Source organism: Mesorhizobium sp. CNPSo 4688, from assembly GCF_057784295.1.
This window is the reverse complement of record NZ_JBWLUY010000018.1, coordinates 24,764-49,450: the sequence shown is the minus strand read 5'-3', so window position 1 is coordinate 49,450 and position 24,687 is coordinate 24,764. Positions and strand designations below refer to the sequence as shown.

Genomic DNA, 24,687 nt, shown 5'->3' with positions numbered 1-24,687 from the left:
CAGGCCACCATGACCCTCATCGATACCCGTACGCCCGACGCCAAGCGCCTGATCTCCGGCGCCACCGGCGATTGGGAAATCATCATTGGTCTCGAAGTGCACGCGCAGGTCATCTCGGAAGCAAAATTGTTTTCCGGCGCTTCGACCGCTTTCGGTGCGGCCCCCAACGCCAATGTCAGCCTGGTCGATGCGGCCATGCCGGGCATGCTGCCGGTGATCAACGAGGAATGCGTCAAGCAGGCGATCCGCACCGGTCTCGGGCTGAAGGCGCAGATCAACCACAAGTCGGTTTTCGACCGGAAGAACTATTTCTATCCGGATCTGCCGCAGGGCTACCAGATATCGCAGTTCAAGCAGCCGATCGTCGGCGAGGGCACGGTGATCGTTTCTGTCGGCCCCGACCGCCAGGGCGAGTTCGAGGATATCGAGGTCGGGATAGAGCGGCTGCACCTGGAGCAGGATGCCGGCAAGTCGATGCACGACCAGCATCCGACCATGTCCTATGTCGACCTCAACCGTTCGGGCGTGGCCCTGATGGAGATCGTCTCCAAGCCTGACCTGCGTTCCGGTGACGAGGCCAAGGCCTATGTCACCAAGCTGCGCACCATCATGCGCTATCTCGGCACCTGCGACGGCAACATGGACGAAGGCTCGATGCGCGCCGACGTCAACGTCTCGGTACGCCGGCCCGGTGGCGAGTTCGGAACGCGCTGCGAGATCAAGAACATGAACTCGATCCGCTTCATCGGCCAGGCCATCGATTATGAGGCGCGCCGCCAGATCGCCATCCTGGAGGACGGCGGCAAGATCGAGCAGGAAACGCGGCTGTACGATGCGGTCAAGGGCGAGACGCGCTCCATGCGTTCGAAGGAAGAGGCGCATGACTACCGCTATTTCCCCGATCCCGATCTTTTGCCGTTGGAATTCGACCAGGCCTATGTCGATGCTTTGGCGAAAAACCTGCCGGAGCTGCCCGACGACAAGAAGGCGCGGCTGGTCTCTTCGCTCGGGCTGTCGACCTACGACGCCTCGATCCTGGTGTCGGAAAAGCCGATCGCCGACTATTTCGAGCAGGTGGCCAGCGGCCGCGACGGCAAGCTTGCCGCCAACTGGGTGATCAACGATCTGCTCGGCCAGCTCAACAAAGCCGGCAAGGACATTGAAAATGCTCCTGTCACACCGGAGCAGCTCGGTGCCGTCATCGACCTGATCAAGGAAGGCACCATCTCCGGCAAGATCGCCAAGGATCTGTTCGAGATCGTCTGGAACGAGGGCGGCGATCCGCGTCAGCTGGTCGAAAGCCGAGGGATGAAGCAGGTCACCGACACCGGCGCCATCGAGAAGGCCGTGGATGAGGTCATCGCCGCCAACCCCGACAAGGTCGAGCAGGCGCGCGCCAAGCCGACCATGGCCGGCTGGTTCGTCGGCCAGGTGATGAAGGCCACTGGCGGCAAGGCCAACCCGCAGGCGGTCAACGATCTCGTCAAGGCCAAGCTCGGTATCGAGTAAAACGATGTTCGTCCGCACCGCCGGGGAACGCGACCTTGCCGCCATCCGCGCGCTGCTGGTCGAAACCTGGCATGCAACCTACGACGCCATCTATGGCCCCAAGCGGGTGACCGAAATCACCGACGATTGGCATTCGATCGCATCGCTCAAGGCGCGGCTGACGCGGCCGAATTCCGAGTTCCTGGTTGCCGATGACGGCAAGCGCATCGGCGGCATGGCTTTCGCCGCCGCTACGACGGATGCGAAGATCGTGCTGTTGAACCAGCTCTATGTCCTGCCCGCCTGCCAGCGGCAAGGCATCGGCAAGGCCTTGCTGGACGAGGTCGAGGCCAGCTTTCCCGAGGCAAACACGCTGCGCGTCGAGGTGGAAGAAGCCAACACGCCGGCCATTGCTTTCTACCGTTCGAGGGGATTTTTGCCGGCCGGCAGCACCGCAGATTGCGGCGGCGGTTCGGGATTGCCAGCGCTGATCTTCGAGAAGCCGCTGGGATAGGTGGCTGACGGCGCGGATCAGGCCGAGCGCAGCGGCGGCGTCAACTCGCGCATCAGGAGTTGCAGCTCGCGCTGATCGCCGGTGGCGGTCTTGTCGAAGATGGTCGCCAGCTGTGATTTGATGGTGCCGTCCGAGACGCCGCTGGCACCCGCGATTTCGCGCCGCGTCCGGCCGGCGAAGACATGGCCGGCGACGCGCTTTTCCGCCGCGGTCAATCCGAACAGCGCGGCGATCGCCTCCAGCGCCGGCACGGGTGCTGCGCCGGCGGCGGCAATGAAGATGGCGGCGGCGGCGCGTTGCGACATGCGGGCCGAAATGTCGCGTCGCGCCAGCGGCATGACATGCGCCACCGCCGGAACCATGGACCGGACCAGGGGGATGTTGATGCCTGACGGCCCGAGCGCGAATTCGTCGCGCGTGCCGAGCTGCACGGCGCGGCCAATCGCCGTGTTGGCATTCGCGTAGGCGAAGGAGAGATGGCCGCGAACCGAGGACATCGGGGTGTTCTCCGTGAGCAACGCCTCGGCTGCCGGATTGGCGAAGATGATCTGCATGTCGTCTGCGACGATCAACACCGGATGGTCTAGGCTCTCGATAATCGAGCGGAAGATGTCAGCCTTGCGCCGCTCGGCCTCGAACAGGTCGCCGATCGTCACTGCGCGCCGGACGTGAGGTGCGAGCGTCGAAATCAGATCGAGATCCCTGGCCGAAATCTGGGGCCTGTCCTTGTCGGTCACCACCATCAGCGTGCCGGTGCGAGTAGGCTGCTTCATCAGCGCCACCCAGAAGAAATCGTCGAGCCGGTTGGGTTCCACCCACTCACGCACGATGCGGCTTTCGATCCAGTTCTGCCGCGCGTCGGGGCCTTGCAGCGCATAGACGCTATCGACAGTGAACGGCATGTCGATGTCCATCTTCGGCAGCGCCTTGAGGAACGGCACTTCGGAGGCATAGTCGCGCTGCAGCGACTCGAGCAGGGCCGGGTCGCCGCAACACATCGAAAACCGAGCCGAATTGCTTGATGTGTCGACGACCGCCAGCATGGCAAGCCGGCCGATCGCCAATTTGCAGATTGATTCAAGCGTCGACTGCCACCGGCCGACATCGGCAATCGAATCGTAAATTGCCTCCACGATCTGCGGCAGAGCGCGACCGTTGATGTTGGGCTGGATAGACATAGAGCCTCGTTTGCATCGCAGCGTAGTGGCAGGTCACACATTATCTCTGCCTAAGGTAACACAACATTGCCGGGTTACGCCGCGTCTGTGAAACATCTCACAGCGACGTTTTGGTGTGTTATCGCTATCAGACCAGCCGATATGACCCTGAATCACCGCTGTTTACGGGTGCTCGCGCCAAGCTGCGATACAAATCAAATTGAACGGATTTGGAACTTTTTCAGGGAATAAATGAGGAAACTTCCACATTGTCGATCAGTCTGGTCTTGCCAAGCCAGGCCGCAGCGAGGAGGCGGCCATCGCTGTCACGCCGCCAGGGGGCAAGGGTCAGGCTTTCGCGCGCGGCGACATAATCGACGCGGTCGAAGCCTGCCTCGAGAAGCGCGGCGGCAGCCTTGGCGGTCACGCTGCTTTCGTCTGTGCCGGCTGCAAGCGCCGCCGCCGCCTGACGCAAGATGACATTGAACTGGCGTGCGACATCGAGTTCGGCGGCGCCGAGATAGGCATTGCGCGACGACATAGCGAGGCCGTGCGCGTCGCGCACTGTCGGCGCGCCGACAATCTCCACCGGCAGGTCGAGATCGCGGCAGAGTTTTCGGACGACGCAAAGCTGCTGGTAGTCCTTTTCGCCGAAAATGGCGAGATCGGGCAGGGCTTGCAGAAACAGCTTGGCCACGACCGTGGCGACGCCCTCGAAGAAGGTCGGCCGGAAGTCCGATTCCAGTCCCGAAGACGGGCCGCCGACCGATATCCTAGTCGCAAAACCCGCCGGATACATCTCGGAAACCGTCGGCGTGAAGGCAAGATGGGCGCCGGACAGCGTCAGCCGATCGAGGTCGCGCGCCAGCTGGCGCGGATATTTGTCGAGGTCTTCGGTGGGGCCGAACTGGGCAGGATTGACGAAGATCGAGACGATGCAGCGATCGGCCGTCGAAAGCGCGGCCCTGACCAGCGAGATATGGCCGTCATGCAGCGCGCCCATGGTCGGCACCATGGCGACCGTGAGGCCGTCGCGCCGCCAGTCGCGGATCGCGGTGCGAAGGGCAAGCACAGTGTCGACCACGACAGGCTGGTTCATGCGTTGTCCTTGCCCGTTTTGGCTGAAAAGACATGGCCCGCTCCCGGAAAGGTGCGACTGCGCACCTCCGCCGCATAGTGCGCGGCGGCATCGGCGACGACGCTGCGCAAATCGGCGTATTCCTTGACGAATTTCGGCACCCGGTCGACCGTCAGGCCGATCATGTCGTCGATGACCAGGATCTGGCCGTCGCAATCGCTGCTGGCGCCGATGCCGATGGTCGGAATGGCGATGCGCCGGGTGAGGTCGGCGGCAACAGTCTCGACGGTGCCTTCGATGACCAGCGAGAACGCGCCCGCCGTCTCGACCGCGTCGGCGTCGCGCATGAGGGCAGCGACATTCTCCGGCGTGCGGCCCTTGATCTTGTAGCCGCCGTCCTTTTCCACCGACTGCGGCTGCAGGCCGATATGGCCCATCACCGGAATGCCGGACGCGACGATTGCCCCGATCTGGCCGGCCACGTCAACGCCGCCTTCCAGCTTCACCGCCTGGCAGCCGGTTTCCTCGACGATGCGGCGCGCCGAGGTAACGGCTTGCTCGACTGACGTCTCATAACTGCCGGCCGGCATGTCGATCACCACGCAGGCCTTTGCCGAGCCGCGCATCACCGCCTGGCCATGGGCGATCATCATCTCCAGCGAGGCGCCGAGCGTGGTCTCGTGGCCGTGCAGCACCATGGCAACGCTGTCGCCGACCAGGAGAAGGTCGACATGCTCGTCGAGCAGGCGGGCGATGGGATAGGTGTAGGCGGTCAGACAGACGATCGGCACGCCGCCCTTGCGGGCGCGAATCGCCTCCGCGCTGATCCTGACGGCAGCTTTGGCCATTCCTCACCTCCCGCAGCCGGCGTTGACCAGCGCCGGCTGCGCAGAGCTTTAGGAACACACAGCCGGCTTGGCAAGCGTGCTGTTCGCACTTGCGAAATGATCAGCGGACAGCAGAGGCTTTCGCCATGCCGTCAGTGCCGCAGTCGCCGCAAAACCCTTGCCTTCGCGATGGCCTGACGCCATAAGCAGGGAAGCAGGCACCGCCGCGCCCGCCGCGAGGATTTTTGATGAAAACCTTCCTTACGCAGTTTTTCACCTGGTGGAACAGCCAGACGCTGGGAACGCGTTTCCACACCTGGCGCCACGGCATCAAGGTCGGCCAGGACGCGACCGGCAATGTCTACTATGAGGGCGGCGTCGATTCGGAAGGCCGCACCCGCCGCTGGGTCATCTACGCCAACTATTCGGAAGCCTCGGCGATCCCTCCGGGCTGGCACGGCTGGATCCATCACCGCGTCGATGTCGCGCCGCCGAGCGACGATTATCGCCCGCGCGAATGGGAAAAGGCGCATGAGCCGAACCTCACGGGAACGCCGGCCGCCTATCGCCCGAAGGGTTCCGTGCTCACCAATCAGCACCGTCCGCAGGTGACGGGCGACTATGATGCGTGGACGCCTGGTTCTTGACCACAGGCCGGTCTTTTGTCGCCACAATTGGCGTTTAGCTGCTTGTTGGTATGACAACGGCGACTAGCCTTGGGCGTGACAGAATCACCCAGGCCCAAACCACCGGTATATCAGCATGAACATTTTCAGCCTGACATCGATGGCCGGACTGACGGCAGTTGCCGCTGTTGCCATGTGCCCGACAGCGTTTGCGGCAGCCCAGGAGCCCGCCGCGGCGCCGGCAATCTCGGAACGTATCACCAACCCGGTCGCCCAATTCGCCGGCATCGACAAGATCACCGGCCGCATCATCACCTTCGATGTCTATATCGACGAAACGGTGCAGTTCGGCGCTTTGCAGGTGACGCCGCGCATCTGCTATTCGCGGCCGGAGAACGAGGAACCAAAGACCGATTCCTTCGTCGAGGTCGACGAAATCACGCTGGACCGCAAGATCCGGCGTATCTTCACCGGCTGGATGTTCGCCGAAAGCCCCGGCCTCAACGCCGTCGAGCACGCCGTCTATGACGTCTGGCTGAAAGGCTGCAAACAGAAGTCGGATGTGCCGCCGCCCGACGCGGCCAAGGCCGAAACCCCCAAGGTCGATGCCTCCAAGCCGAAGCCCGCCGCTGCTCCGGCCGTGGAACAGCCAGACCCCACGGAGCCCGACGCGACCGACACCAACTGATCCTCCGGAACCGTCGTGGCCACCACGCGTTTGGCCATGAACGACCGCGCATTTATGCGCTTGGAGGATTTTGCGATGTCAGATAGCAAGCGGATCACGGCCAACAAGAAAGAACTGCTCGACCTCGAAAAGGGGTTCTGGACGGGCGACTCGGCCTATTACGCGGCCAACGCCGACACCGAATGCCTGGTGGCATTTCCTCAGATGGCAAAGGCGATGGACAATGCCGACCTCGCCAAGACCGCGACCAAGCCCAACCGCTGGCGCGACCTGCAGATCGACCTCAAGGGCATCATCGAGCCCGGCAGCGACATTATCATGCTGACTTATGAGGCTCATGCGACACGGGAAAACGGCGAAGCCTACGCGGCTCTGGTCAGCACCGGCTATGTTCATCGGGTCACCGGATGGAAGATGATGTTCCATTCGCAGACGCCGATGGAGACCACAGCGAAAAGCTGATCACTCAAGCCGTCGATGAGTGAGCCGGGCACGTCCGGTCTCCCGTTCAGGGATAGAAAACGGCTTCCCCCTTCAGGGCGTCGGCCAACATCTTCTCGTATTTGCCACGCGGCACGTCGACCGCGCCGAAACGCCTGAGGTGTTCGGTGGTGAACTGCGTGTCGAGCAGCGCGAAGCCGCGCGCCTTCAACCGCTCGACGAGATAATAAAGGCAGGTCTTGGACGCGTCGGTCTCCCTAGCGAACATGCTTTCGCCGAAGAACACCCGTCCCAGCGACACGCCATAGAGGCCGCCAACCAGCCGTTCTTCGCGCCATGCTTCGACCGAATGGCAATGCCCGAGACGGTGCAGCTCGACATAGGCTTCGCGGATCGGCGCGTTGATCCAGGTCGAGCGGCGCTCCTCGCGCTTTTCGGCGCAGCCGTCGATCGTCGCCTCGAAATCGAAGTCGAAGCGGATGTCGAAAGGGTGCTTGCGGATCGTCTTCTTCAGGCTCTTCGGCGTGTGGAACGCCTCGAGCGGGATGATGCCGCGCGTCTCCGGCCGCACCCAGAACACCTCAGGGTCCGAAGCGCTCTCGGCCATCGGGAAGACGCCCGAGGCATAGGCCTTGAGCAAAAGGTCGGTCGGAATGCGATAGCCGGGCGCGTAGGGGCGGGTCATCGCGGCATCATAGCGGCAATTTGGGCGCTATTCCTCTTTGGCCAGATACTTTTCCAGCCAGTGGATGTCGTAGTCGCCATTGGCGATGTCGGCATTGCCGACCAAGTCGCGAAACAGCGGCAGCGTTGTCTTGATGCCGTCGACGACGAACTCGTCGAGCGCCCGGCGCAGCCGCATCATGCATTCGACGCGGTTGCGTCCGTGCACGATCAGCTTGCCGATCAGGCTGTCGTAATAGGGCGGGATCTTGTAGCCGGAATAGACGCCGGAATCGACGCGGATGCCGAGGCCGCCAGGCGTGTGGAAATGGGTGATCGTGCCGGGCGAGGGCGTGAAGGTGCGCGGATCCTCGGCGTTGATGCGGCATTCGATGGCATGGCCGTTGAACTTGATGTCTTCCTGGCGCACCGAAAGCCCGCCGCCTGAGGCGACGCGGATCTGCTCGTGTACGAGATCGATGCCGGTGATGGCTTCCGTCACCGGATGCTCGACCTGCAGGCGCGTGTTCATCTCGATGAAGTAGAACTCGCCGTTCTCGTAGAGGAATTCGATGGTACCGGCGCCGGAATAGCCGAGGTCAGCGATGGCCTTGGCGCAGATACCGCCGATGCGGGCGCGCTCCTCGGCGTTGAGGGCCGGCGATGGCGCCTCTTCCCAGACCTTCTGGTGGCGGCGCTGCAGCGAACAGTCGCGCTCGCCGAAATGCACGCCGCGGCCGGCGCCGTCGCCGAACACCTGCACCTCGATGTGGCGCGGCTTTTGCAGGTATTTTTCGATGTAGACGGCATCGTCGCCGAAGGCGGCACCGGCTTCCGTGCTCGCTGTCTGCAAGGCGATCTCAAGGTCGGCCTCGGTAAGAGCGACTTTCATGCCGCGCCCGCCACCGCCCGCCGACGCCTTGATGATCACGGGATAGCCGATCTCGGCGGCAATGCGCTTGGCTTCCTTCTGATCGGTGACGGCGCCGTCCGAACCCGGCACCACCGGGATGCCGAGACGCTTCGCGGTGCGCTTGGCCTCGATCTTGTCGCCCATGATGCGGATATGGTCGCCGGACGGGCCGATGAAGGTGATGTTGTGGGCGGCCAGAATGTCGGCGAACTTGGCGTTCTCCGACAGGAAGCCATAGCCTGGATGCACGGCGTCGGCGCCGGTGATCTCGCAGGCGGCGACGATCTGGTGGATGTTGAGATAGCTGTCTCGCGACGGTGGCGGGCCGATGCACACGCTCTCGTCGGCAAGCCTGACATGCATGGCGTCCGCATCGGCGGTCGAATGCACCACCACGGTCTGGATACCGAGTTCCTTGCAGGCGCGCAGCACCCGAAGCGCGATTTCGCCGCGATTGGCGATGAGGATCTTCTGGAACATCCGGCCCGCTCTACTCGATCACGACGAGCGGCATGCCGTATTCGACCGGCTGGCCGTCCTCGAACAGGATCGCCGTCACCGTGCCGGCGCGCGGCGACGGGATCTGGTTCATTGTCTTCATCGCCTCGATGATCAGCAGCGTCTGGCCTTCCTTGACCTTCTGGCCGATCTCGATGAAGGCCTTGGCGTCGGGCGAGGGGGCGAGATAGGCGGTGCCGACCATCGGCGAGGGGACCGCGTTCTTGGACGGATCGGCCGCCGCGGGTGCAGCAGCGCTCGCCGCGGGCTGCGCTGCCGGCGCATAGCCTGCTTGAGGTGCCGCAATGGCGTGGACGGCGGCCGGCGCCTGGCGCGATACGCGCACCTTCAGGTCGCCGAGCTCGACCTCGATCTCGGTGAGGTTGGTGTCGTTCAGTATGCCCGCCAGATCGCGGATCAGTTGCTGGTCAACACCGGTCTTCTTTATCGACATTTTCGAGCCTTCTGTTTGTGGGCCGGTCATAGGCGTGCCGCCAGCGCCTGCAGCGCCAGCGAGTAGCCAAGCGGCCCGAACCCGCAGATCATGCCGACAGCGACCGGCGCAACCATGGAGACGTGGCGGAATGGTTCCCGCGCGTGGATGTTGGAGAGGTGAACTTCGGCGACGGGCAGCGGCGCGATGGCGCGGATGGCGTCGTGAATGGCGATCGAGGTGTGGCTGTAGGCACCCGGATTGATGACGATGCCGGCGGCCTTGTCGCCGGCCTCCTGGATCCAGTCGACGAGGTCGCCCTCATGGTTCGACTGGCGAAAATCGATCTCGAGGCCAAGTGCGGCGCCTGCCTGCTTGCAGTCGTCGGCGATCGCGGCAAGCGTCTTGCCGCCATAGATGCCGGGCTCGCGCTTGCCGAGCGCGTTCAGGTTGGGACCGTTCAGGACGAAAATCGTTTTCAAAAATGCCGACCTTTTCCCAGCACCTGCCTCAAGCCGGCGCGCAGGGCCTTCTATAATGGGCATAGTCGCCCGCGGAAAGAGCGCAAGTGCGATCTTTCACTGTCCACAACAGGCCGAAATTTGCCCGTGAGAGATAGGCTCGCGCGCAAGATCAGAGGGCGGCTTTCGCCGCCTCGATCTTTTCGGCCAGCACTTCCTGGCCAAGCGCACCGAACACCACCTCGTTGCCGACCACGTAGGACGGCGTTCCAGTGATGGCCAGCTTGTTGGCGAGGTCGAAGGTCTTGGAGAAAGCCTCGGTGATGGTCGGATCCTTCATCTTCTCGCGCAACTCCGCCTCATCGGCGCCGAGCGACAGCGCCACCTTGATGGCCGCAGCCTCTGTGGCGCGGCCCTGGCCGCCGAGCAGCGCATTGTGGAACTCGCCATACTTTTCCGGCTTCATCAGGTGGAAGGCCATCGAGACGACGCTGGCCTTCTGCGAATCCGGGCCGAGGATCGGGAATTCCTTGAGCACGAAGCGCAGGTCCGGATCGGACTTGGTCAGCGCCCGCATGTCCTCGATGGCGCGTTTGCAGAAGCCGCAATTGTAATCGTAGAACTCGACGATGGTGACCTTGCCCTTGGGATTGCCGACAACGCCGTCGAAGGCCGAGTTGAAGATTTCATCCTTGGCCTTGGTAATGACGCCGAGTGCGGCAATGCGCTGCTCTTCCTTCTGCTTGGCCTCCAGCGCGTCCTGCACTTCGAGCAGCACTTCCGGGTTTTTCAACAGATAGTCGCGGATGATGCCCTCGACCTCGGCCCGATCGATCTTGGTGTCCGAGGATGCGGTCTGGACGATCGCGGTATCGGCCTTTGCCACCTGCGGACTGCCGGCGACGAACCCGAAAGCCAGCATGGCAAGAGCAGCCGCCACTCCCGTCGTGCCTAGCAATATTGCCTTGTTCATCGTCTGATCCTCTTACCGGTTCCGGTCTATTTTAGTCGCTGCGAGCGACCGGAAGGTTCATTTCTTGAGTTTGCCTGAAGGGTTGTAGTTTATGATGTCCTGCGCGCGAATCCAGCCGGGCTCGCCGCGCTTCAAGTCCTTTTGCGCGCGCATGGCAAAGATTTTCGCATTCTTGTAGTCGCCGGAATAGAAATGGCCCTCGGCGGTGGCGAGCTCCGCGGCCGGTATGTTACCGAGTTCGCCATAGGCCTGGGCCAGATAGCGGTACCCGGCGGTGTTTTCCTTGTCGCGCCCGAGACCGGTGTTGATCTGCACCACCGCCTTCTTCAGTGAATCGGGCGTGCCGATGGCCATCAGCGCCTGGCCGAGGGACACGGGCAACAGGCCCGACTTCACCGGATCGAGGCTGACCGCCTTGGCATAGGCATCCGCCGCGTCCTTCGGCTTGTTGGCCTTCATCAGGATATCGCCGCGCAATTCCTGGAAATAGGGGTTCTTCGGCTGTTCCTTGATCAAGGCGTTGGTCTTGGTGAGCGCCGCACCGAGATTGCCGTAGAGATAGGCCATCTGCGCCTCGCCATAGCGCGATGGGAGGCTGCCCGGGGCCTTGCGCATCAGCCGCGTCGCGGCGGCCTGGCCGCCCATATAGGCGGCGATCTTGATGCGCATCATGTCGTGCCGCTGCTGCAGGGCGGGCGGATCGACCTTGTCGACATTGGGGCTTTGCTTGACCAGCACTTCGAGATTGGCGATGCGCTCCTGCGGCATCGGATGGCTGATCCGGTAGGGATCGACCTGCGTGCCGGACAGCGACAGGGCGTTCTGGAAGCGGGCGAAGGTCTTCAGCATGCCCATGCCGGACTGGCCGGTGGCATTGAGATAGGTGATGGCCGAGCGGTCGGCGGTCGACTCTTCGGTGCGCTGGTAGGCAAGAATGCTGCGCTGCGCCATCTCGCCGCCGCCGGCGGCGACACCCATGCCGGCACCGGCAAGGCCGCGGCTGTTGGTGGTGGCGCCGGCAACGATGGCGCCGGCGCCAAGCAGCGTGGCGATGATGGCCATCGTCTTGGCGCGCTCGAGCTGGTCACGCAATTTCTGCTGATGGCCGCCGGCGATGTGGCCGGCTTCGTGGGCGATGACGCCGATGATCTCATTGGGCGTTTCGGCCTGCATCAGCGCGCCGGTGTTGATGAACAGCCGGCGCCCGGTGACGAAGGCGTTAAAACTCTGATCGTTGACCAGGACGATATCGACGCCGTCATTGGCAAGACCAGCCGCCTTGAAGATCGGCCGCGCATAGTCGCGCACCAGCGCCTCGATCTCGGCATCGCGCACCACCGGCACGGCCTGCGCGAAAGCAGTCACGGAGCCGGAGATCGCAACAGTGGCGGCGAGCAAAAGCGTCGCGAAGCCGCGCGCTGTCTTCCCGATGGAATATTTTGAAATCGTCGATTTGGGTCGGCTCAGCATGAGGTCCACTGGTAAACGAGCGGGCGAACGATGAAAAGAGTCGGCACCGAAACTAGGCTAACTTGTGATCCTCACATCAATCGGGCATTTGTGGGGCGCTGCCATCCGGGTAGATGATCTGGAGCGGCGGGATCGGGCGGAAAGAGTGAGGTCAAATGGTTGTTTCGCTGTCGCGCCGCGGTGAAGTCGAGCCGTTTCACGCCATGGACATTCTGGCCGAGGCCAACCGGCTGAAGGCGACAGGCGTGCCTGTCGTCTCCATGGCTGTCGGCCAGCCATCCGATCCGGCGCCGGTGGGGGTCAGGGAAGCCGCCGTAAATGCGCTGAAGATCGGTCGCATCGGCTATACCGATGCGCTCGGCCTGGTGGATCTGCGCAAGGCAATCGCCGCGCACTATGGCGATCATTACGGGATCGATGTCGCGCCGAACCGGATTGCCGTGACGACGGGATCGTCGGCAGCCTTCAATCTGGCCTTCCTGGCCATGTTTGATCCGGGCGACCGCGTCGCCATCGCAGCGCCCGGCTATCCCGCCTATCGCAACATCATGGCCGCGCTCGGCATCGAGATCGTCGAGATCGAGCTCGGCCTGGACGCCTATCTGCATGCCGACCATCTCAAGGCCGCACATCGGGAAAAACCGCTGAAGGGCGTGCTGTTCGCGAGCCCTGCCAATCCGACCGGCGCCGTCATTCCCGCCGACGAGCTGTCTGCGCTGGTGACGACGGCCGAAGACCTTGGCATCGCCGTGATTTCAGACGAAATCTATCACCGGCTGGCCTATGCCGCGCCCGACACCACGGCGCTGGCCTATGGCTCGGGCGCAACGGTGATCAATTCCTTCTCAAAATACTATTGCATGACCGGCTGGCGTATCGGCTGGATGGTGCTGCCGGACGCCCTGGTGCGGCCCATCGAGCGCATTGCCCAGAGCCTCTACATCTCGCCGCCGGAACTGTCGCAGATCGCGGCGATCGAAGCCTTCAAGGCGACGGAAGAGCTGGAAGCGGTGAAGGCGCGCTACGCCTGGAATCGCGAGCTGTTGATGCAGCGCCTGCCGGAGCTCGGATTTCCGCTGGCAGCCCCCATGGACGGCGCCTTCTACGCCTTTTGCGATGTCACCCGGCATACCAATGACAGCATGGCCTTTGCGCGCAAAATGCTGGCCGAGGCGCATGTGGCGGCGACGCCCGGCCGTGATTTCGATCCGCTGGCTGGACACCGAACGATGCGGTTTTCCTATGCCGGCAGCCATGACGACATGGTCGAGGCGATGGCGCGCATCGAGCGCTGGCTGAAATAGCGGGGACGACAATGCCGGAACTCGAACAGGCGCTGGCCGAAGTTGCCGCCGAAATGGCTGAGCGAACCGATCGCGGCGAGGTCGCCACCTACATCCCGCAGCTCGGCAAAGTCGACCCGAAGAAATTCGGCATTGCGGCGGTGACAAATGACGGCCGCGTGCTTGTCGCCGGCGACGCCGACCAGGCGTTCTCGATCCAGAGCATCTCGAAGGTGTTTACCCTGACGCTGGCGCTCGGCAATGTCGGCGACGCGCTGTGGCAGCGTGTCGGGCGCGAGCCGTCGGGCAATCCGTTCAACTCGATCGTCCAGCTCGAGCATGAGAACGGCATTCCGCGCAATCCGTTCATCAATGCCGGCGCCATCGTCGTTTCCGACATCCTGCTCGCCGGCCACCAGCCGCGAGAAGCGATCGGCGAGATCCTGCGCTTCATCCAGTTCCTCGCCGACGATGAGACGATCATCATCGACCGCGAGGTCGCGGCGTCCGAACGCGCCACCGGCTACCGCAACTTTGCGCTTGCCAACTATATGAAATCCTTCGGCAATCTTCACCATGCGCCGGAACTGGCGCTGGGCGTCTATTTCCACCATTGCGCCATCGCCATGAGCTGCCGGCAACTGGCGCTGGCCGGTCGCTTCCTCGCCAATGGCGGCAAGAACCCGGCGACCGGCCACTCTGTGGTGTCGGCCGAGCGCGCACGCCGCATCGGCGCCATGATGCTGACCTGCGGCCACTATGACGGCTCCGGCGATTTTGCTTTCCGTGTCGGCATTCCCGGCAAAAGCGGCGTCGGCGGCGGCATATTGGGGATCGTGCCGGGTGTCGCCTCGCTTGCCGTGTGGTCGCCCGGCTTGAACGCCAACGGCAATTCGAAGCTGGGGTCGATCGCCTTGGAAAAACTGGCCAGGACGATGAACTGGTCGATCTTCGCTCCCTGACGGGTTCGGCCATTCCCAGATACGAAAATCCCGCGCCGTCTTTCGAGCGGCGCGGGATTTCTATTGTTCAAGCAATCAGTTCAACTGTCTGAAATTCTTAGAAAAAGCCCTTCCGCTGCCACCAGCCGGCACGCTTCGGCTTTTCCTCGGCCTTTGCCTCGTCGGCAACGCTGGAGGAAACCACCGGCACGACCGGGGTATCCGCCGCGACGGCCTTGCGCCGGGTCGGTCGAGCAGGCGCTTCCTCCTCGACTGGAGCGACAGGCGCAGGCGTCTCCACCTTTGCCGGTGCGACTTCCTCGACTGGGGCAGTAGCCGGCACTTCGGCCACCGTCTCGGCGGGGATTTCGGCCACGGCCTTCTTCGCCCTCGAGGCGCGCTTCTTCTTCGGCTTTTCGGCTGGCGCGTCGTCGTTCGCCGCGGCGGGAGCCGCAGCTTCTTCAACCGCTACTGCCACGACCGGTTCGTTGGCCGTAGCTTCGGCTTCTGCGGCATCGGCCACCGAAACGTCAGCGGTTTCGCCTGCCTCGGCCTCAGTGCTTTCACCGTCTTCGCGGCGATTGCGCTTTCCACCGCGCTTGCCGCGCCGGCGCTTCTTGCCCTGGGCGTCATCCGACGCTTCCACGGTTTCGACGGCGCCAACCGGAGCTTCGCTCTGCGGTCCCGCATCGCCATCGCCTGCTTCAGCGGCCAAGTTGTCGCTTGCAGCAGAGATCGGGGCACCTTCGGCGGCGTGGCCATGCTCGCGATCGCCATGTTCGCGGTCGCGATCCTTGCCGCCGCGCCGCCTGCGGCGCTTGCGGCGCTTGCGGTCGCGGCCTTCGCCGTCCTCGGCCGATCTCGGCTGCTGCTGCGATTGCGGCTGCGCCTGGCGCGGCTGCTCGACCTGCACCACAACCTCGTCGTCTTCCTCCTCGATGACGATCTCGTCCTCGGGCTCTTCGGGCTCGACATAGGCGGGCAGGCTGCGCTGTTCGACAAAGCCTTCCGGCTTTTCGGCAATAGCGCCGCGGAAGATCGCATAGTGCTGCACACCGACCGTGTCATCTGCCTCGATGGTGATGGTCAGGCCGAAGCGGCTTTCGAGTTCCACCAAGGTGCCGCGCTTGTGGTTGAGCACATAGAGCGCGGTCGCTGCCGGCGTCCGCACCGTGATGTGGCTGCGCGAATCCTTGAGCAGGAATTCCTCAATCGCCCGCACCACCATCAGCGCCACCGACGAGTCGGAGCGCACATGGCCGGTGCCGCCGCAATGCGGGCAGGGCTTCATGGTCGATTCCAGCACGCTGGCGCGAATGCGCTGGCGCGACATCTCCATCAGGCCGAAATGCGAGATGCGGCCGACCTGGATGCGAGCCCGGTCGTTCTTGAGGTGATCCTTCAGCCGCTTCTCGACGGAGCGGTTGTTGCGGTTCTCTTCCATGTCGATGAAGTCGATGACGATCAGGCCGGCGAGATCGCGCAGCCTCAACTGCCGGGCGACTTCTTCCGCCGCTTCGAGGTTGGTGTGGAGCGCGGTGTCCTCGATCGAGTGCTCCTTGGTGGAACGGCCCGAATTGACGTCGATGGCGACCAGAGCTTCGGTCTGGTTGATGATGATGTAGCCGCCGCTCTTCAGCGTCACCTGCGGCTGCAGCATGCGGTCGAGCTGTGCCTCGATGCCGTTGCGCACGAAGATCGGCGTCGTGTCGCGGAACGGCTGAACCACCTTGGCGTGGCTCGGCATCAGCATGCGCATGAAATCCTTGGCCTCGCGATAGCCTTCCTCGCCGGAGACAAGAATCTCGTCGATATCCTTGTTGTAGAGGTCGCGCACCGAGCGCTTGATCAGGCTGCCTTCCTCATAAACAAGGGCAGGGGCGGTGGATTGCAGGGTCAGATTGCGGACGTTTTCCCAAAGCCGCATCAAATATTCGTAGTCGCGCTTGATCTCGGCCTTGGTGCGGCTTTCGCCGGCGGTGCGCAGGATGACGCCCATGCCCTGCGGCACTTCGAGATCGGCAACGACCTCCTTGAGGCGCTTGCGGTCGACCGCGCTGGTGATCTTGCGCGAAATTCCGCCACCGCGCGCCGTGTTGGGCATCAGCACCGAATAGCGGCCGGCAAGCGACAGATAGGTGGTCAGAGCCGCGCCCTTGTTGCCGCGCTCTTCCTTGACCACCTGCACCAGCAGGATCTGCCGGCGCTTGATGACTTCCTGGATCTTGTACTGGCGGCGCACCGGCTTGCGGCGGTTGCGCACCTCTTCCAGCGCATCCTCGGCGCCGACCGATTCAATCTCGTGGTCGTCGGGATGCGAGGACTGCACCTCTTCCAGCATGCCGCGATCATTGTCGCTGGAGGTGGATTCGCCGCTGTGATCGGCCGAAACAGTTTCGCCGCTAGCCTCGCTGGAGGCCGCCTCGTCGCCGGCCTCAGCCTGCGGGACGGCTTCGGAGATCACATCCGCTTCGACGCTTGCCGCGATCGATGTCGGGCCGCCTTCTGACGGTTCGGTCCCGGATGTCTCAGTCTCGGAGGTTTCGCTGTCGCTATGCGCGGCGTGATCTTCATGCCCGGCGGTATCAGCCGCGGCATGCTCGAAAGCAGGCTCTTCGGCAACGGCATCGCTGCCGGTGTCGCCATGTTCGCCGTTTTCATCATCGGTACCGGCGTCGCGCTTGTGTTCGCCACGCTCGCGGCCTTTGCCGCCGCGCCGGCGGCCGCGCCGGCCGCGATCGCGGCTCTGGCGGTCGTCGCCGTCATTGTCCTCGTTCTCCTCGTCTTCGGCTTCCTGCGCTTCGGCGCGCAGCAGAGCCTGACGATCGGCGACCGGGATCTGGTAATAGTCGGGGTGTATTTCACTGAAGGCGAGGAAACCATGACGGTTGCCGCCATATTCGACAAAGGCTGCCTGAAGGGAAGGTTCGACGCGCGTTACGCGGGCGAGATAGATGTTTCCTTTGAGCTGCTTCTTGTCCTGGGATTCAAAGTCGAATTCTTCAATACGGTTACCGCGGATAACGACAACGCGTGTTTCCTCCGGGTGGGAGGCGTCTATCAGCATTTTGTTGGGCATTATTTCGTTTCCCCCCGGCAGCCGCCAGCCGCAGCTTGCGAGGCAAAGCCCGCTGCTGCGTGTCTGTGATGTGGGTGCCGGATGTCTGGATGGTTGCTGGCCGCCGCTTGAGCGCCATGGCGGTGCCGCCCGCAGCCATTATGGCGCGGTTTGATGCGGACCTTTCCATGATTGCGCTTGAAGCCATCGTCACCAGCAGAACCTTTTGAACCAAAGCCCGGGCGAACCGGACCAGCTTGTTTGCTCATACAGAGCCGGCACGGGAACAAACCCGGCCGTTTTCCTCACGCAGGCGATTCCCCCGCCACGGGCGCACACCTGCGAAATTCGTCGCGATCACCTGAAGCCTTTTCGCTGGAAGCGAAAGGAGCCGCCTTTCATCTGACCTGTAGCAGGAAGCTGCGGGAGAAGCGGTTCCAGGATTGCAGTGATCCACCATCGCTTTTATGATTTGACGGGGTGGAAGGCAACCCCGATTTCGGATGCCGGCAAAAAGCAGTGCCGTAACGGAAGCACAGGCCTTAATCCTCAATGAAAAGGCTTGGTTAACCTTCTCTGGATACCAATCGTTAATCGAGTCTGCGGCCTGACCGGCATTTCGACCAACCACGCGGGCGCGAGGCGCCAAACCGGGAGCGACTGCAAAGAGATGGGACTGGCGGGCACCACAGACAAGGGCCATGGCCGTGCAGGCCTTTTGCTGCGCGCTGCGATTGTGCTTTTGCTGCTGGCGCTTTGCTTCGGTTTTGCGCCGGGTTCACGCGCGGCCGATGCGCCGCTCGGCGCCACCGCCTACAAGATGGCGGGCGACGCCACCAAGATGCGCATCGTCATCGATTTCGACCGCGAACCCGATATCAAATGGTTCCTGCTGCGCGGCCCCAACCGGCTGGTCGTCGACCTGCCGCGCACACGATTCGCCATCAGCGCGAAGGACGCCAAGGCGCGCGGCCTGGTTAAGGCGGTGCGCTATGGCGATCAGGGCGAGGGATCGCGGCTGATCCTGACCGGCAAGGGGCCGTTCTCGGTCGACAAGCTCGACGTGCTCAAGAACGATGACGGAACCGGCTACCGCATCGCCATCGACATGTCGGCGGCCTCGGATCGCGAGTTCGATGAAGCCCTTGCCAACCAGGCGCTGACCACCGGCTCGACCGTCTCCACCGACAAGGGCGCCAGGGTCGGCACCGGGCCGGTCTCCAATCCGGGGCATCGGTTCACCGTCGTCATCGATCCCGGCCATGGCGGCATCGACGGTGGCGCCGAAGGCCTCAACGGCACCATCGAGAAGAACGTCACGCTGGCCTTCGCCACCGAATTGCGCGACAAGCTCACCGCCGTCGGCAGCTACGACGTGTTCATGACGCGCGAGACCGACGAGTTCCTGCGGCTCGACGACCGCGTGCGCATCGCGCGCCAGCACGAGGCCGACCTGTTGATCTCGATCCATGCCGATACGATCAGCGTCAAGGGTATCAGAGGCGCCACCGTCTACACCGTCTCCGACAAGGCGTCCGATCCGGAAGCGCAAGCGCTGGCCGATCGCGAAAACCTTTCCGACCAGTTCGCCGGCATGGTGATCAAGGACGACAACAAGGAAGTGACCGACATACTGATCGACCTGATCCGCCGCGAGACACATAATTTCTCGATGAGTTTCGCCCACACTCTGGTTGGTCAGCTTTCCACCAGCGTCGGCCTGATCAACAATCCGCAGCGCTCGGCCGGCTTCAAGGTGCTGAAGGCGCCCGATGTTCCGTCGGTCCTGGTCGAGCTCGGCTATCTCTCCAATGCCAAGGACGAAGCGCAGCTGCTCGACGCCGACTGGCGCGGCAAGGCGGCGCAGAGCATCACCAACGCCGTCGCCTTGTTTGCCTCCGCCAAGATGGGGACTGGAACCGGGGGCTGAGATGGCCGCCGCCGCCCACAACCAGAGGCAGCGTTGCACGACGACAACACCGGGCGCTTTTATTTCCGGTGGGGGATGCAGAAATCGGGCGCTGCCCCATTTTGTCCACATGGTGGCGACATGGGTTTTCCATCACGGATCGGGACCGTTGCGAAGGCTTGCGCGAAAGGCGGCTTCGTCTAGGAAATTCCCGAACCTCGGACTGGAGCGGGCATGATTCGTCTCATCGGCTATTTCTTTGGTATCGGCACGACGCTGGCGCTTCTGGTTGCCGCGGGCGTGGCGATATACATCAGCCATCTGTCGAAGGACCTGCCCGACTACGAAGTGCTGGCCAAGTACGAGCCGCCGGTGACGACCCGGATCCATGCCTCCGACGGCTCGCTGATGGCAGAATATGCGCGCGAACGGCGGCTCTATCTGCCGATCCAGGCGGTTCCGGACCGGGTCAAGGCGGCGTTCCTGTCGGCCGAGGACAAGAATTTCTACAACCATCCCGGCATCGACATCACCGGGCTTGGCCGCGCCATCTACGTCAACCTGCAGAATGTGGGCTCGGGCAGGCGCCAGGTCGGCGCCTCGACCATCACCCAGCAGGTGGCAAAGAACTTCCTGCTGTCCTCGGACCAGACCTACGAGCGCAAGATCAAGGAGATGATCCTGGCCTTCCGCATCGAGCAGGCGTATTCGAAGGACCGCATCCTCGAGCTCTACCTCAACGAGATCTTCTTCGGTTTCGGCGCCTATGGCGTTGCGGGCGCGGCGCTGACCTATTTCGACAAGTCGGTCAACGAACTCACCGTCGCGGAAGCCGCCTATCTGGCGTCGCTGCCGAAAGGTCCCAACAACTACCATCCCTTCAAGCATGCCGACCGCGCCATCGAGCGCCGCAACTGGGTCATCGACCAGATGGTCGAGAATGGCTACGTGACGCGCGAGGAAGGCGACAAGGCCAAGGCCGAGCCGCTCGGCGTGACGCCGCGCCGCAACGGCTCCTATCTGTTTGCGGGCGAATACTTCACCGAGGAAGTGCGCCGCCAGATCATCGCGCGCTATGGCGAGAACGCGCTCTATGAGGGCGGCCTGTCGGTGCGCACGACGCTCGATCCGAAGATCCAGCTCATCGCCCGCAAGTCGATGCAGAACGGTTTGCTCAAATACGATACGCTGCGCGGCTATCGCGGACCGGTGACGCATATCGACGCTTCCGGCGACTGGGGCGTGGCGCTGGGCGCCGTCAAGGGCTTGGAAGACGTGCCGGAATGGTCGCTTGCCGTCGTGCTCGACAGCTCGGATACCGGCCTTTCCATCGGCCTGCAGCCGAAGCGGCAGATTTCAGGCGATATCGTCAAGGAACGCGTCGAAGGCACCGTCAGCAAGGAAGACATGAGCTTTGCCATGCGCCATGTGGTCGAGGGCAAGACGGTCAAGGCCAAGTCGCCGGCCGACGTGCTGCAGCCGGGCGATGTCATCTTCGTGCAGAAAAACGAAGGTTCGGACGGCGCCTATACGCTGCGCCAGGTGCCGGAAGTGGAGGGCGGCCTGATCGCCATGGATCCGCATACCGGCCGCGTGCTGGCCATGGTCGGCGGCTTCTCCTATGCGCAGTCGGAGTTCAACCGCGCCACGCAGGCGATGCGCCAGCCGGGCTCGTCGTTCAAGCCGATCGTCTATTCGGCCGCGCTCGACAATGGCTATACGCCGGCCTCGGTGATCATGGACGGACCGATCACCATCCAGAGCGGCAACACGACCTGGACGCCGAAGAACTATGACGGCACGGTCGCCGGCCCCGCGACCTTGCGCTCCGGTATCGAAAAGTCGCGCAATTTGATGACGGTGCGGCTGGCCAACGACATGGGCATGAAGCTGGTGGTGGAATATGCCGAGCGCTTCGGCGTCTACGACCATCTGGCGCCGTATCTGCCAATGGCGCTGGGCTCCGGCGAGACGACCGTGATGCGCATGGTGTCGGCCTATTCGATCATGGCCAATGGCGGCAAGTCGATCAAACCCTCGCTCATCGACCGTATCCAGGACCGCTACGGCAAGACGGTGTTCAAGCAGGACGAGCGCGGCTGCGAAGGCTGCAATGCGTCCGAATGGAACAACCAGCCTGAGCCGGAACTGGTCGACAATTCCGAGCAGGTGCTCGACCCGATGACCGCCTACCAGATCACCTCGATGATGGAAGGCGTCGTCCAGCGCGGCACCGGCGCTACCATCGCCGAACTTGGCCGCCACATTGCCGGCAAGACCGGTACGACCAATGACGAGAAGGACGCCTGGTTCATCGGCTACACGCCGAACCTCGTCGTCGGCCTCTATATGGGCTTTGACACGCCGAAAGGGCTTGGCAAGGGCGCGACGGGTGGTGGTCTGGCGGCGCCTATCTTCAAGGATTTCATGCGCGTTGCGCTGGACGGCACGCCCAATGTCGACTTCAAGGTGCCGGAAGGCATGAATCTGGTCGCCATCAACCGCAAGACCGGCATGCGTGCCGCGGCGGGCGATGCCGGCACCATCATCGAAGCCTTCAAGCCGGGCACCGGCCCCGCCGACAGCTATTGGGTGATCGGCATGGGCGCCGACGGTTCCAACGGCGCCGGCGGACCGCTGTCGCCGCAGGCGACGGAAGCCATCCAGGCGCCCGGCGGCGGGCTTTACTGACGATCTGATTTCTTATGTTGAATGGGCTGGCTTGTTAAGCTGGCCCATTTCGCTTTACAGGCAGCAATGCCGTCCCTATGTATCGCGCCGACCCAAGCGCCACTTCAAAAACAGGACAGAACAACCAGCCATGCGCGCGGAAACGCAGAACATTGTCGATGAGATCAGGCAGGCGATAACCCTGCTGAGGAGGCATCTTTGACTGGGATCAGGCCATAAAGCGGCTTGAATACCTGAATGTGCGGGCTGAGGACGCCAGCCTCTGGAACGAACCACTGGAAGCGCAAAAGCTGATGCGCGAGCGTCAGGGCCTCGAAGAGGGCATCGCCGCGGTCAAGGGCCTGACGCAGGCACTGGAAGACAATATCGGCCTGATCGAGCTTGGCGAGGAAGAGGGCGACGAGGGCGTCGTCGCCGAGGCCGAAGCCGCCATCCGCTCGATGCAAGGCGAAGCCAAGGCCCGTCAGGTCGAGACGCTGCTGTCGGGCGAAGCCGACGCCAACGACACCTATCTCGAAGTCCATGCCGGCGCCGGCGGCACCGAGAGCCAGGACTGGGCCTCGATGCTGTTGCGCATGTATACGCGCTGGGCCGAACGGCGACGCTTCAAGGTCGAGGTGCTGGAAGTCCATGACGGCGAAGAGGCCGGCATCAAATCCGCTACGCTCTTGATCAAGGGCCACAACGCCTATGGCTGGCTGAAGACCGAATCCGGCGTCCACCGCCTGGTGCGCATTTCGCCCTATGACAGCAATGCGCGCCGCCATACGTCCTTCTCCAGCATCTGGGTCTATCCGGTTGTCGATGACAGGATCGAGATCGACGTCTCTGAATCCGACGTGCGTATCGACACCTATCGCTCGTCCGGTTCGGGCGGCCAGCATGTCAACACGACGGATTCGGCGGTCCGTATCACCCATATCGCGACGGGCATCGCGGTCGCCTGCCAGGCCGAACGCTCGCAGCACAAGAACAAGGCCAAGGCCTGGGAAATGCTGCGCTCGCGGCTCTACGAGGAAGAGCTGAAGAAGCGCGAGGCGGTGGCCAACGCCACCGAGGCGTCGAAGAGCGACATCGGCTGGGGACACCAGATCCGTTCCTATGTGCTGCAGCCCTACCAGCTGGTGAAGGATCTGCGCACCGGCGTCGAAAGCACCAGCCCGTCGAGCGTGCTCGACGGCGATCTCGACGACTTCATGGAAGCCTCGCTGTCGCAGCGCATTGAAGGCGGGGCGGGCGAAGCGGTGGCCGACCTCGACTAAGACACGTCCATATCCTCAAGGCGTCGGGCAAAGGAGAGGCCGATGACTCGCAAGCTCAGCGGAAAGTGCTTTTGCGGCGCGGTCCACTATGAGGTGGCGGACGAATTCGTCTATGCCGTGAACTGTCATTGTTCGAACTGCCGGCGCACCACAGGGTCGGCCTTCAAACCGTTCGCCGGCATCGAACGCGACAAGTTCGCCCTTGCCGAAGGGCATCACGGGCTCATCCATTTCGGCGACGACCGCGGCCACGACGCGCATTGCAGTCGCTGCGGCTCGCTGCTCTATTCGCTGGTCCGCGACGGCGCCTATGTCCATGTCGCCATGGGCACGCTGGTCGACGATCCGACGATCCGGCCGACGGCGCATATTTTCGTCGGCTCCAAGGCGCCGTGGTTCACCATCGCCGACGACCTGCCGCAATATGAAGGACACGCCTCCGACGGCTAATGCTTCTTGGGCATCGCGTCGTTAACCTCTCATTAACCAAGCCGGCGCACCCTTTTGGACGGCAGATGTCGGCGCGCGGGGTGCGGCACTGTAGCACCTATGCACTTCTTGCGCCGACCAAGGAATCAGCCCAGCATCTCGGGCTGAGGGGTGAAAAAGCATTTATGGCCGGACGCGGCATATCTGCGAGCTGACGATTCGGCCACTGGGAAGACACGTTCCAAGAACGGGCAAGCAAACGCTTGATGCTCGCTTGAAAGGAACGTTTCCATGTCTGCTGCCATAGTCCGATCGGCCAGAGCCGTTCAACCGGCTGGCCGACTTTTGTTTTCTCTGTTCGTGATCGGCGCGATCGCGGGCCTGACCGCTCCCGGCTTCGCCCATGACGCCAAGCCGACGGCGGCGAAGCCGCTAGGCTGGAGTTATCCCTTCGCCTGCTGCGCCAACTATGACTGCCGCACCACCCATACGGGCGAGGTGCTGGAAAAACCCGAGGGCTATGTCATCGCCGGAACGGGGGAGGTCGTTCCGATGAGCGACAAGCGGGTCAAGGACTCACCCGACGGCGATTTCCACTGGTGCGCGCACCAGGCTGGTCTCGACGCCGGCAAGACGATCTGCCTGTTCGTACCGCCGCGTGCCTACTGACGGCTGTCGACAAAGTTCATCGGAAGGCAGGCCGTAGTTCCAGAATTTCTTTTGGCGGCAGAGCGACGGCTCTCACCGCCTAAAACCGCTGCCACCACACGTTCGCGAAGATCATTGGAAAGAGGTCGGGTCATCAGATGCTGGCCTCCACTCCAGCCAGCATCTTGAATCACAAAACCGACAAATCGGGAATCCCCTTCGATTCCGTAAAGGCG

22 protein-coding genes are annotated in these 24,687 nt (G+C 63.0%); 12 read left to right on the top strand and 10 right to left on the bottom strand.

Features of this window, described 5'->3' with window-relative positions:
- Positions 1-9: 9 nt before the first annotated feature.
- Together gatB and AC04SH_RS27870 are read left to right on the top strand one after the other, a co-directional pair.
- Complete coding sequence (gatB, locus tag AC04SH_RS27875) at positions 10-1,509, top strand: Asp-tRNA(Asn)/Glu-tRNA(Gln) amidotransferase subunit GatB (RefSeq protein ID WP_488577390.1); 1,500 nt, start codon at positions 10-12, stop codon at positions 1,507-1,509.
- Positions 1,510-1,513: 4 nt separating this feature from the next.
- On the top strand, positions 1,514-2,002 hold the full coding sequence (locus tag AC04SH_RS27870; protein WP_488577389.1) for a GNAT family N-acetyltransferase: 489 nt from the start codon (positions 1,514-1,516) through the stop codon (positions 2,000-2,002).
- A 17-nt stretch (positions 2,003-2,019) separates the two neighbouring features.
- Here the strand turns inward: AC04SH_RS27870 and AC04SH_RS27865 are convergent, their stop codons facing one another.
- The 3 genes from AC04SH_RS27865 to panB form a co-directional block, all read right to left on the bottom strand.
- Complete coding sequence (locus tag AC04SH_RS27865) at positions 2,020-3,180, bottom strand: helix-turn-helix transcriptional regulator (RefSeq protein WP_488577388.1); 1,161 nt, start codon at positions 3,178-3,180, stop codon at positions 2,020-2,022.
- Between the two features lie 220 nt (positions 3,181-3,400).
- Positions 3,401-4,258 carry a pantoate--beta-alanine ligase gene (gene panC / locus AC04SH_RS27860; protein WP_488577387.1) on the bottom strand — a complete coding sequence of 286 codons (858 nt, stop codon included), beginning with the start codon at positions 4,256-4,258 and terminating at the stop codon, positions 3,401-3,403.
- Positions 4,255-5,085 carry a 3-methyl-2-oxobutanoate hydroxymethyltransferase gene (gene panB, locus AC04SH_RS27855; protein WP_488577386.1) on the bottom strand — a complete coding sequence of 277 codons (831 nt, stop codon included), beginning with the start codon at positions 5,083-5,085 and terminating at the stop codon, positions 4,255-4,257. Before panB ends, panC begins: the two co-directional genes overlap by 4 nt.
- Positions 5,086-5,312: 227 nt before the next feature.
- Here panB and AC04SH_RS27850 point away from each other — a divergent pair, with 227 nt between their 5' ends.
- The 3 genes from AC04SH_RS27850 (at position 5,313) to AC04SH_RS27840 (ending at position 6,840) form a co-directional block, all read left to right on the top strand.
- Complete coding sequence (locus tag AC04SH_RS27850; protein WP_488577385.1) at positions 5,313-5,711, top strand: NADH:ubiquinone oxidoreductase subunit NDUFA12; 399 nt, start codon at positions 5,313-5,315, stop codon at positions 5,709-5,711.
- 115 nt (positions 5,712-5,826) lie between these two features.
- A complete protein-coding gene (locus tag AC04SH_RS27845) occupies positions 5,827-6,378 on the top strand; it encodes a DUF2155 domain-containing protein (protein ID WP_488577384.1) in 552 nt (183 codons plus the stop codon).
- Between the two features lie 75 nt (positions 6,379-6,453).
- Complete coding sequence (locus AC04SH_RS27840; protein ID WP_488577383.1) at positions 6,454-6,840, top strand: hypothetical protein; 387 nt, start codon at positions 6,454-6,456, stop codon at positions 6,838-6,840.
- A gap of 46 nt (positions 6,841-6,886) precedes the next feature.
- Here the strand turns inward: AC04SH_RS27840 and aat are convergent, their stop codons facing one another.
- The 6 genes from aat to AC04SH_RS27810 all read right to left on the bottom strand — a co-directional run bounded on the left by aat (position 6,887) and on the right by AC04SH_RS27810 (position 12,230).
- Complete coding sequence (gene aat / locus AC04SH_RS27835) at positions 6,887-7,504, bottom strand: leucyl/phenylalanyl-tRNA--protein transferase (protein ID WP_488577382.1); 618 nt, start codon at positions 7,502-7,504, stop codon at positions 6,887-6,889.
- 27 nt (positions 7,505-7,531) lie between these two features.
- Positions 7,532-8,875, bottom strand: coding sequence for an acetyl-CoA carboxylase biotin carboxylase subunit (accC, locus tag AC04SH_RS27830; protein WP_112564333.1), 1,344 nt, complete (start codon positions 8,873-8,875; stop codon positions 7,532-7,534).
- Between the two features lie 10 nt (positions 8,876-8,885).
- The gene (gene accB, locus AC04SH_RS27825; protein WP_112564335.1) at positions 8,886-9,347 is read right to left on the bottom strand and encodes an acetyl-CoA carboxylase biotin carboxyl carrier protein; all 462 of its coding nucleotides are present in this window, start codon (positions 9,345-9,347) and stop codon (positions 8,886-8,888) included.
- 26 nt (positions 9,348-9,373) lie between these two features.
- Entirely contained in the window at positions 9,374-9,808 is a 435-nt protein-coding gene (aroQ, locus tag AC04SH_RS27820; protein WP_112564337.1) for a type II 3-dehydroquinate dehydratase, read from the bottom strand.
- A gap of 151 nt (positions 9,809-9,959) precedes the next feature.
- Entirely contained in the window at positions 9,960-10,760 is an 801-nt protein-coding gene (locus tag AC04SH_RS27815) for a DsbA family protein (RefSeq protein ID WP_488577381.1), read from the bottom strand.
- A 57-nt stretch (positions 10,761-10,817) separates the two neighbouring features.
- A complete protein-coding gene (locus AC04SH_RS27810) occupies positions 10,818-12,230 on the bottom strand; it encodes a M48 family metalloprotease (protein ID WP_488577380.1) in 1,413 nt (470 codons plus the stop codon).
- Between the two features lie 155 nt (positions 12,231-12,385).
- On the opposite strand from AC04SH_RS27810, the gene AC04SH_RS27805 reads away from it, so the two are divergent.
- Complete coding sequence (locus AC04SH_RS27805; protein ID WP_488577379.1) at positions 12,386-13,534, top strand: pyridoxal phosphate-dependent aminotransferase; 1,149 nt, start codon at positions 12,386-12,388, stop codon at positions 13,532-13,534.
- An 11-nt stretch (positions 13,535-13,545) separates the two neighbouring features.
- Positions 13,546-14,475, top strand: a complete 930-nt coding sequence (locus tag AC04SH_RS27800; RefSeq protein ID WP_488577378.1) for a glutaminase — start codon at positions 13,546-13,548, stop codon at positions 14,473-14,475.
- 97 nt (positions 14,476-14,572) lie between these two features.
- On the opposite strand, the gene AC04SH_RS27795 is transcribed toward AC04SH_RS27800, so the two are convergent.
- Complete coding sequence (locus AC04SH_RS27795) at positions 14,573-17,533, bottom strand: Rne/Rng family ribonuclease (protein WP_488577377.1); 2,961 nt, start codon at positions 17,531-17,533, stop codon at positions 14,573-14,575.
- A gap of 649 nt (positions 17,534-18,182) precedes the next feature.
- Between AC04SH_RS27795 and AC04SH_RS27790 the strand changes: the two genes are divergently transcribed.
- The 5 genes from AC04SH_RS27790 to AC04SH_RS27770 all read left to right on the top strand — a co-directional run bounded on the left by AC04SH_RS27790 (position 18,183) and on the right by AC04SH_RS27770 (position 24,472).
- Positions 18,183-19,442 (top strand): N-acetylmuramoyl-L-alanine amidase, encoded by a 1,260-nt coding sequence (locus tag AC04SH_RS27790; protein WP_488577376.1) that lies wholly within the window; start codon positions 18,183-18,185, stop codon positions 19,440-19,442.
- Between the two features lie 213 nt (positions 19,443-19,655).
- The gene (locus AC04SH_RS27785; protein ID WP_488577375.1) at positions 19,656-22,112 is read left to right on the top strand and encodes a penicillin-binding protein 1A; all 2,457 of its coding nucleotides are present in this window, start codon (positions 19,656-19,658) and stop codon (positions 22,110-22,112) included.
- Positions 22,113-22,242: 130 nt separating this feature from the next.
- Positions 22,243-23,374 (top strand): peptide chain release factor 2 gene (prfB, locus tag AC04SH_RS27780; RefSeq protein ID WP_112564354.1). Its coding sequence is split into 2 segments (ribosomal slippage): positions 22,243-22,308 and positions 22,310-23,374, totalling 1,131 coding nucleotides; the frame shifts between segments, so codons are not numbered across the junction.
- A gap of 42 nt (positions 23,375-23,416) precedes the next feature.
- The gene (locus AC04SH_RS27775; RefSeq protein WP_488577374.1) at positions 23,417-23,824 is read left to right on the top strand and encodes a GFA family protein; all 408 of its coding nucleotides are present in this window, start codon (positions 23,417-23,419) and stop codon (positions 23,822-23,824) included.
- 270 nt (positions 23,825-24,094) lie between these two features.
- Positions 24,095-24,472, top strand: coding sequence for a hypothetical protein (locus tag AC04SH_RS27770; RefSeq protein WP_488577373.1), 378 nt, complete (start codon positions 24,095-24,097; stop codon positions 24,470-24,472).
- Positions 24,473-24,687 lie beyond the last annotated feature (215 nt).

Excerpts from the sequence above, each read along its gene's own strand:
- panC (WP_488577387.1), bottom strand. The coding sequence starts at position 4,258 with ATGAACCAGCCTGTCGTGGTCGACACTGTGCTTGCCCTTCGCACCGCG.
- accC (WP_112564333.1), bottom strand. The coding sequence starts at position 8,875 with ATGTTCCAGAAGATCCTCATCGCCAATCGCGGCGAAATCGCGCTTCGG.
- AC04SH_RS27770 (WP_488577373.1), top strand. The coding sequence starts at position 24,095 with ATGTCTGCTGCCATAGTCCGATCGGCCAGAGCCGTTCAACCGGCTGGC.
- AC04SH_RS27845 (WP_488577384.1), top strand. The coding sequence starts at position 5,827 with ATGAACATTTTCAGCCTGACATCGATGGCCGGACTGACGGCAGTTGCC.
- AC04SH_RS27840 (WP_488577383.1), top strand. The coding sequence starts at position 6,454 with ATGTCAGATAGCAAGCGGATCACGGCCAACAAGAAAGAACTGCTCGAC.
- panB (WP_488577386.1), bottom strand. The coding sequence starts at position 5,085 with ATGGCCAAAGCTGCCGTCAGGATCAGCGCGGAGGCGATTCGCGCCCGC.
- AC04SH_RS27785 (WP_488577375.1), top strand. The coding sequence starts at position 19,656 with ATGATTCGTCTCATCGGCTATTTCTTTGGTATCGGCACGACGCTGGCG.
- AC04SH_RS27865 (WP_488577388.1), bottom strand. The coding sequence starts at position 3,180 with ATGTCTATCCAGCCCAACATCAACGGTCGCGCTCTGCCGCAGATCGTG.
- AC04SH_RS27850 (WP_488577385.1), top strand. The coding sequence starts at position 5,313 with ATGAAAACCTTCCTTACGCAGTTTTTCACCTGGTGGAACAGCCAGACG.
- AC04SH_RS27810 (WP_488577380.1), bottom strand. The coding sequence starts at position 12,230 with ATGCTGAGCCGACCCAAATCGACGATTTCAAAATATTCCATCGGGAAG.
- gatB (WP_488577390.1), top strand. The coding sequence starts at position 10 with ATGACCCTCATCGATACCCGTACGCCCGACGCCAAGCGCCTGATCTCC.
- AC04SH_RS27790 (WP_488577376.1), top strand. The coding sequence starts at position 18,183 with ATGGGACTGGCGGGCACCACAGACAAGGGCCATGGCCGTGCAGGCCTT.
- AC04SH_RS27870 (WP_488577389.1), top strand. The coding sequence starts at position 1,514 with ATGTTCGTCCGCACCGCCGGGGAACGCGACCTTGCCGCCATCCGCGCG.
- AC04SH_RS27795 (WP_488577377.1), bottom strand. The coding sequence starts at position 17,533 with ATGCCCAACAAAATGCTGATAGACGCCTCCCACCCGGAGGAAACACGC.
- accB (WP_112564335.1), bottom strand. The coding sequence starts at position 9,347 with ATGTCGATAAAGAAGACCGGTGTTGACCAGCAACTGATCCGCGATCTG.
- AC04SH_RS27805 (WP_488577379.1), top strand. The coding sequence starts at position 12,386 with ATGGTTGTTTCGCTGTCGCGCCGCGGTGAAGTCGAGCCGTTTCACGCC.
- AC04SH_RS27775 (WP_488577374.1), top strand. The coding sequence starts at position 23,417 with ATGACTCGCAAGCTCAGCGGAAAGTGCTTTTGCGGCGCGGTCCACTAT.
- AC04SH_RS27815 (WP_488577381.1), bottom strand. The coding sequence starts at position 10,760 with ATGAACAAGGCAATATTGCTAGGCACGACGGGAGTGGCGGCTGCTCTT.
- aat (WP_488577382.1), bottom strand. The coding sequence starts at position 7,504 with ATGACCCGCCCCTACGCGCCCGGCTATCGCATTCCGACCGACCTTTTG.
- AC04SH_RS27800 (WP_488577378.1), top strand. The coding sequence starts at position 13,546 with ATGCCGGAACTCGAACAGGCGCTGGCCGAAGTTGCCGCCGAAATGGCT.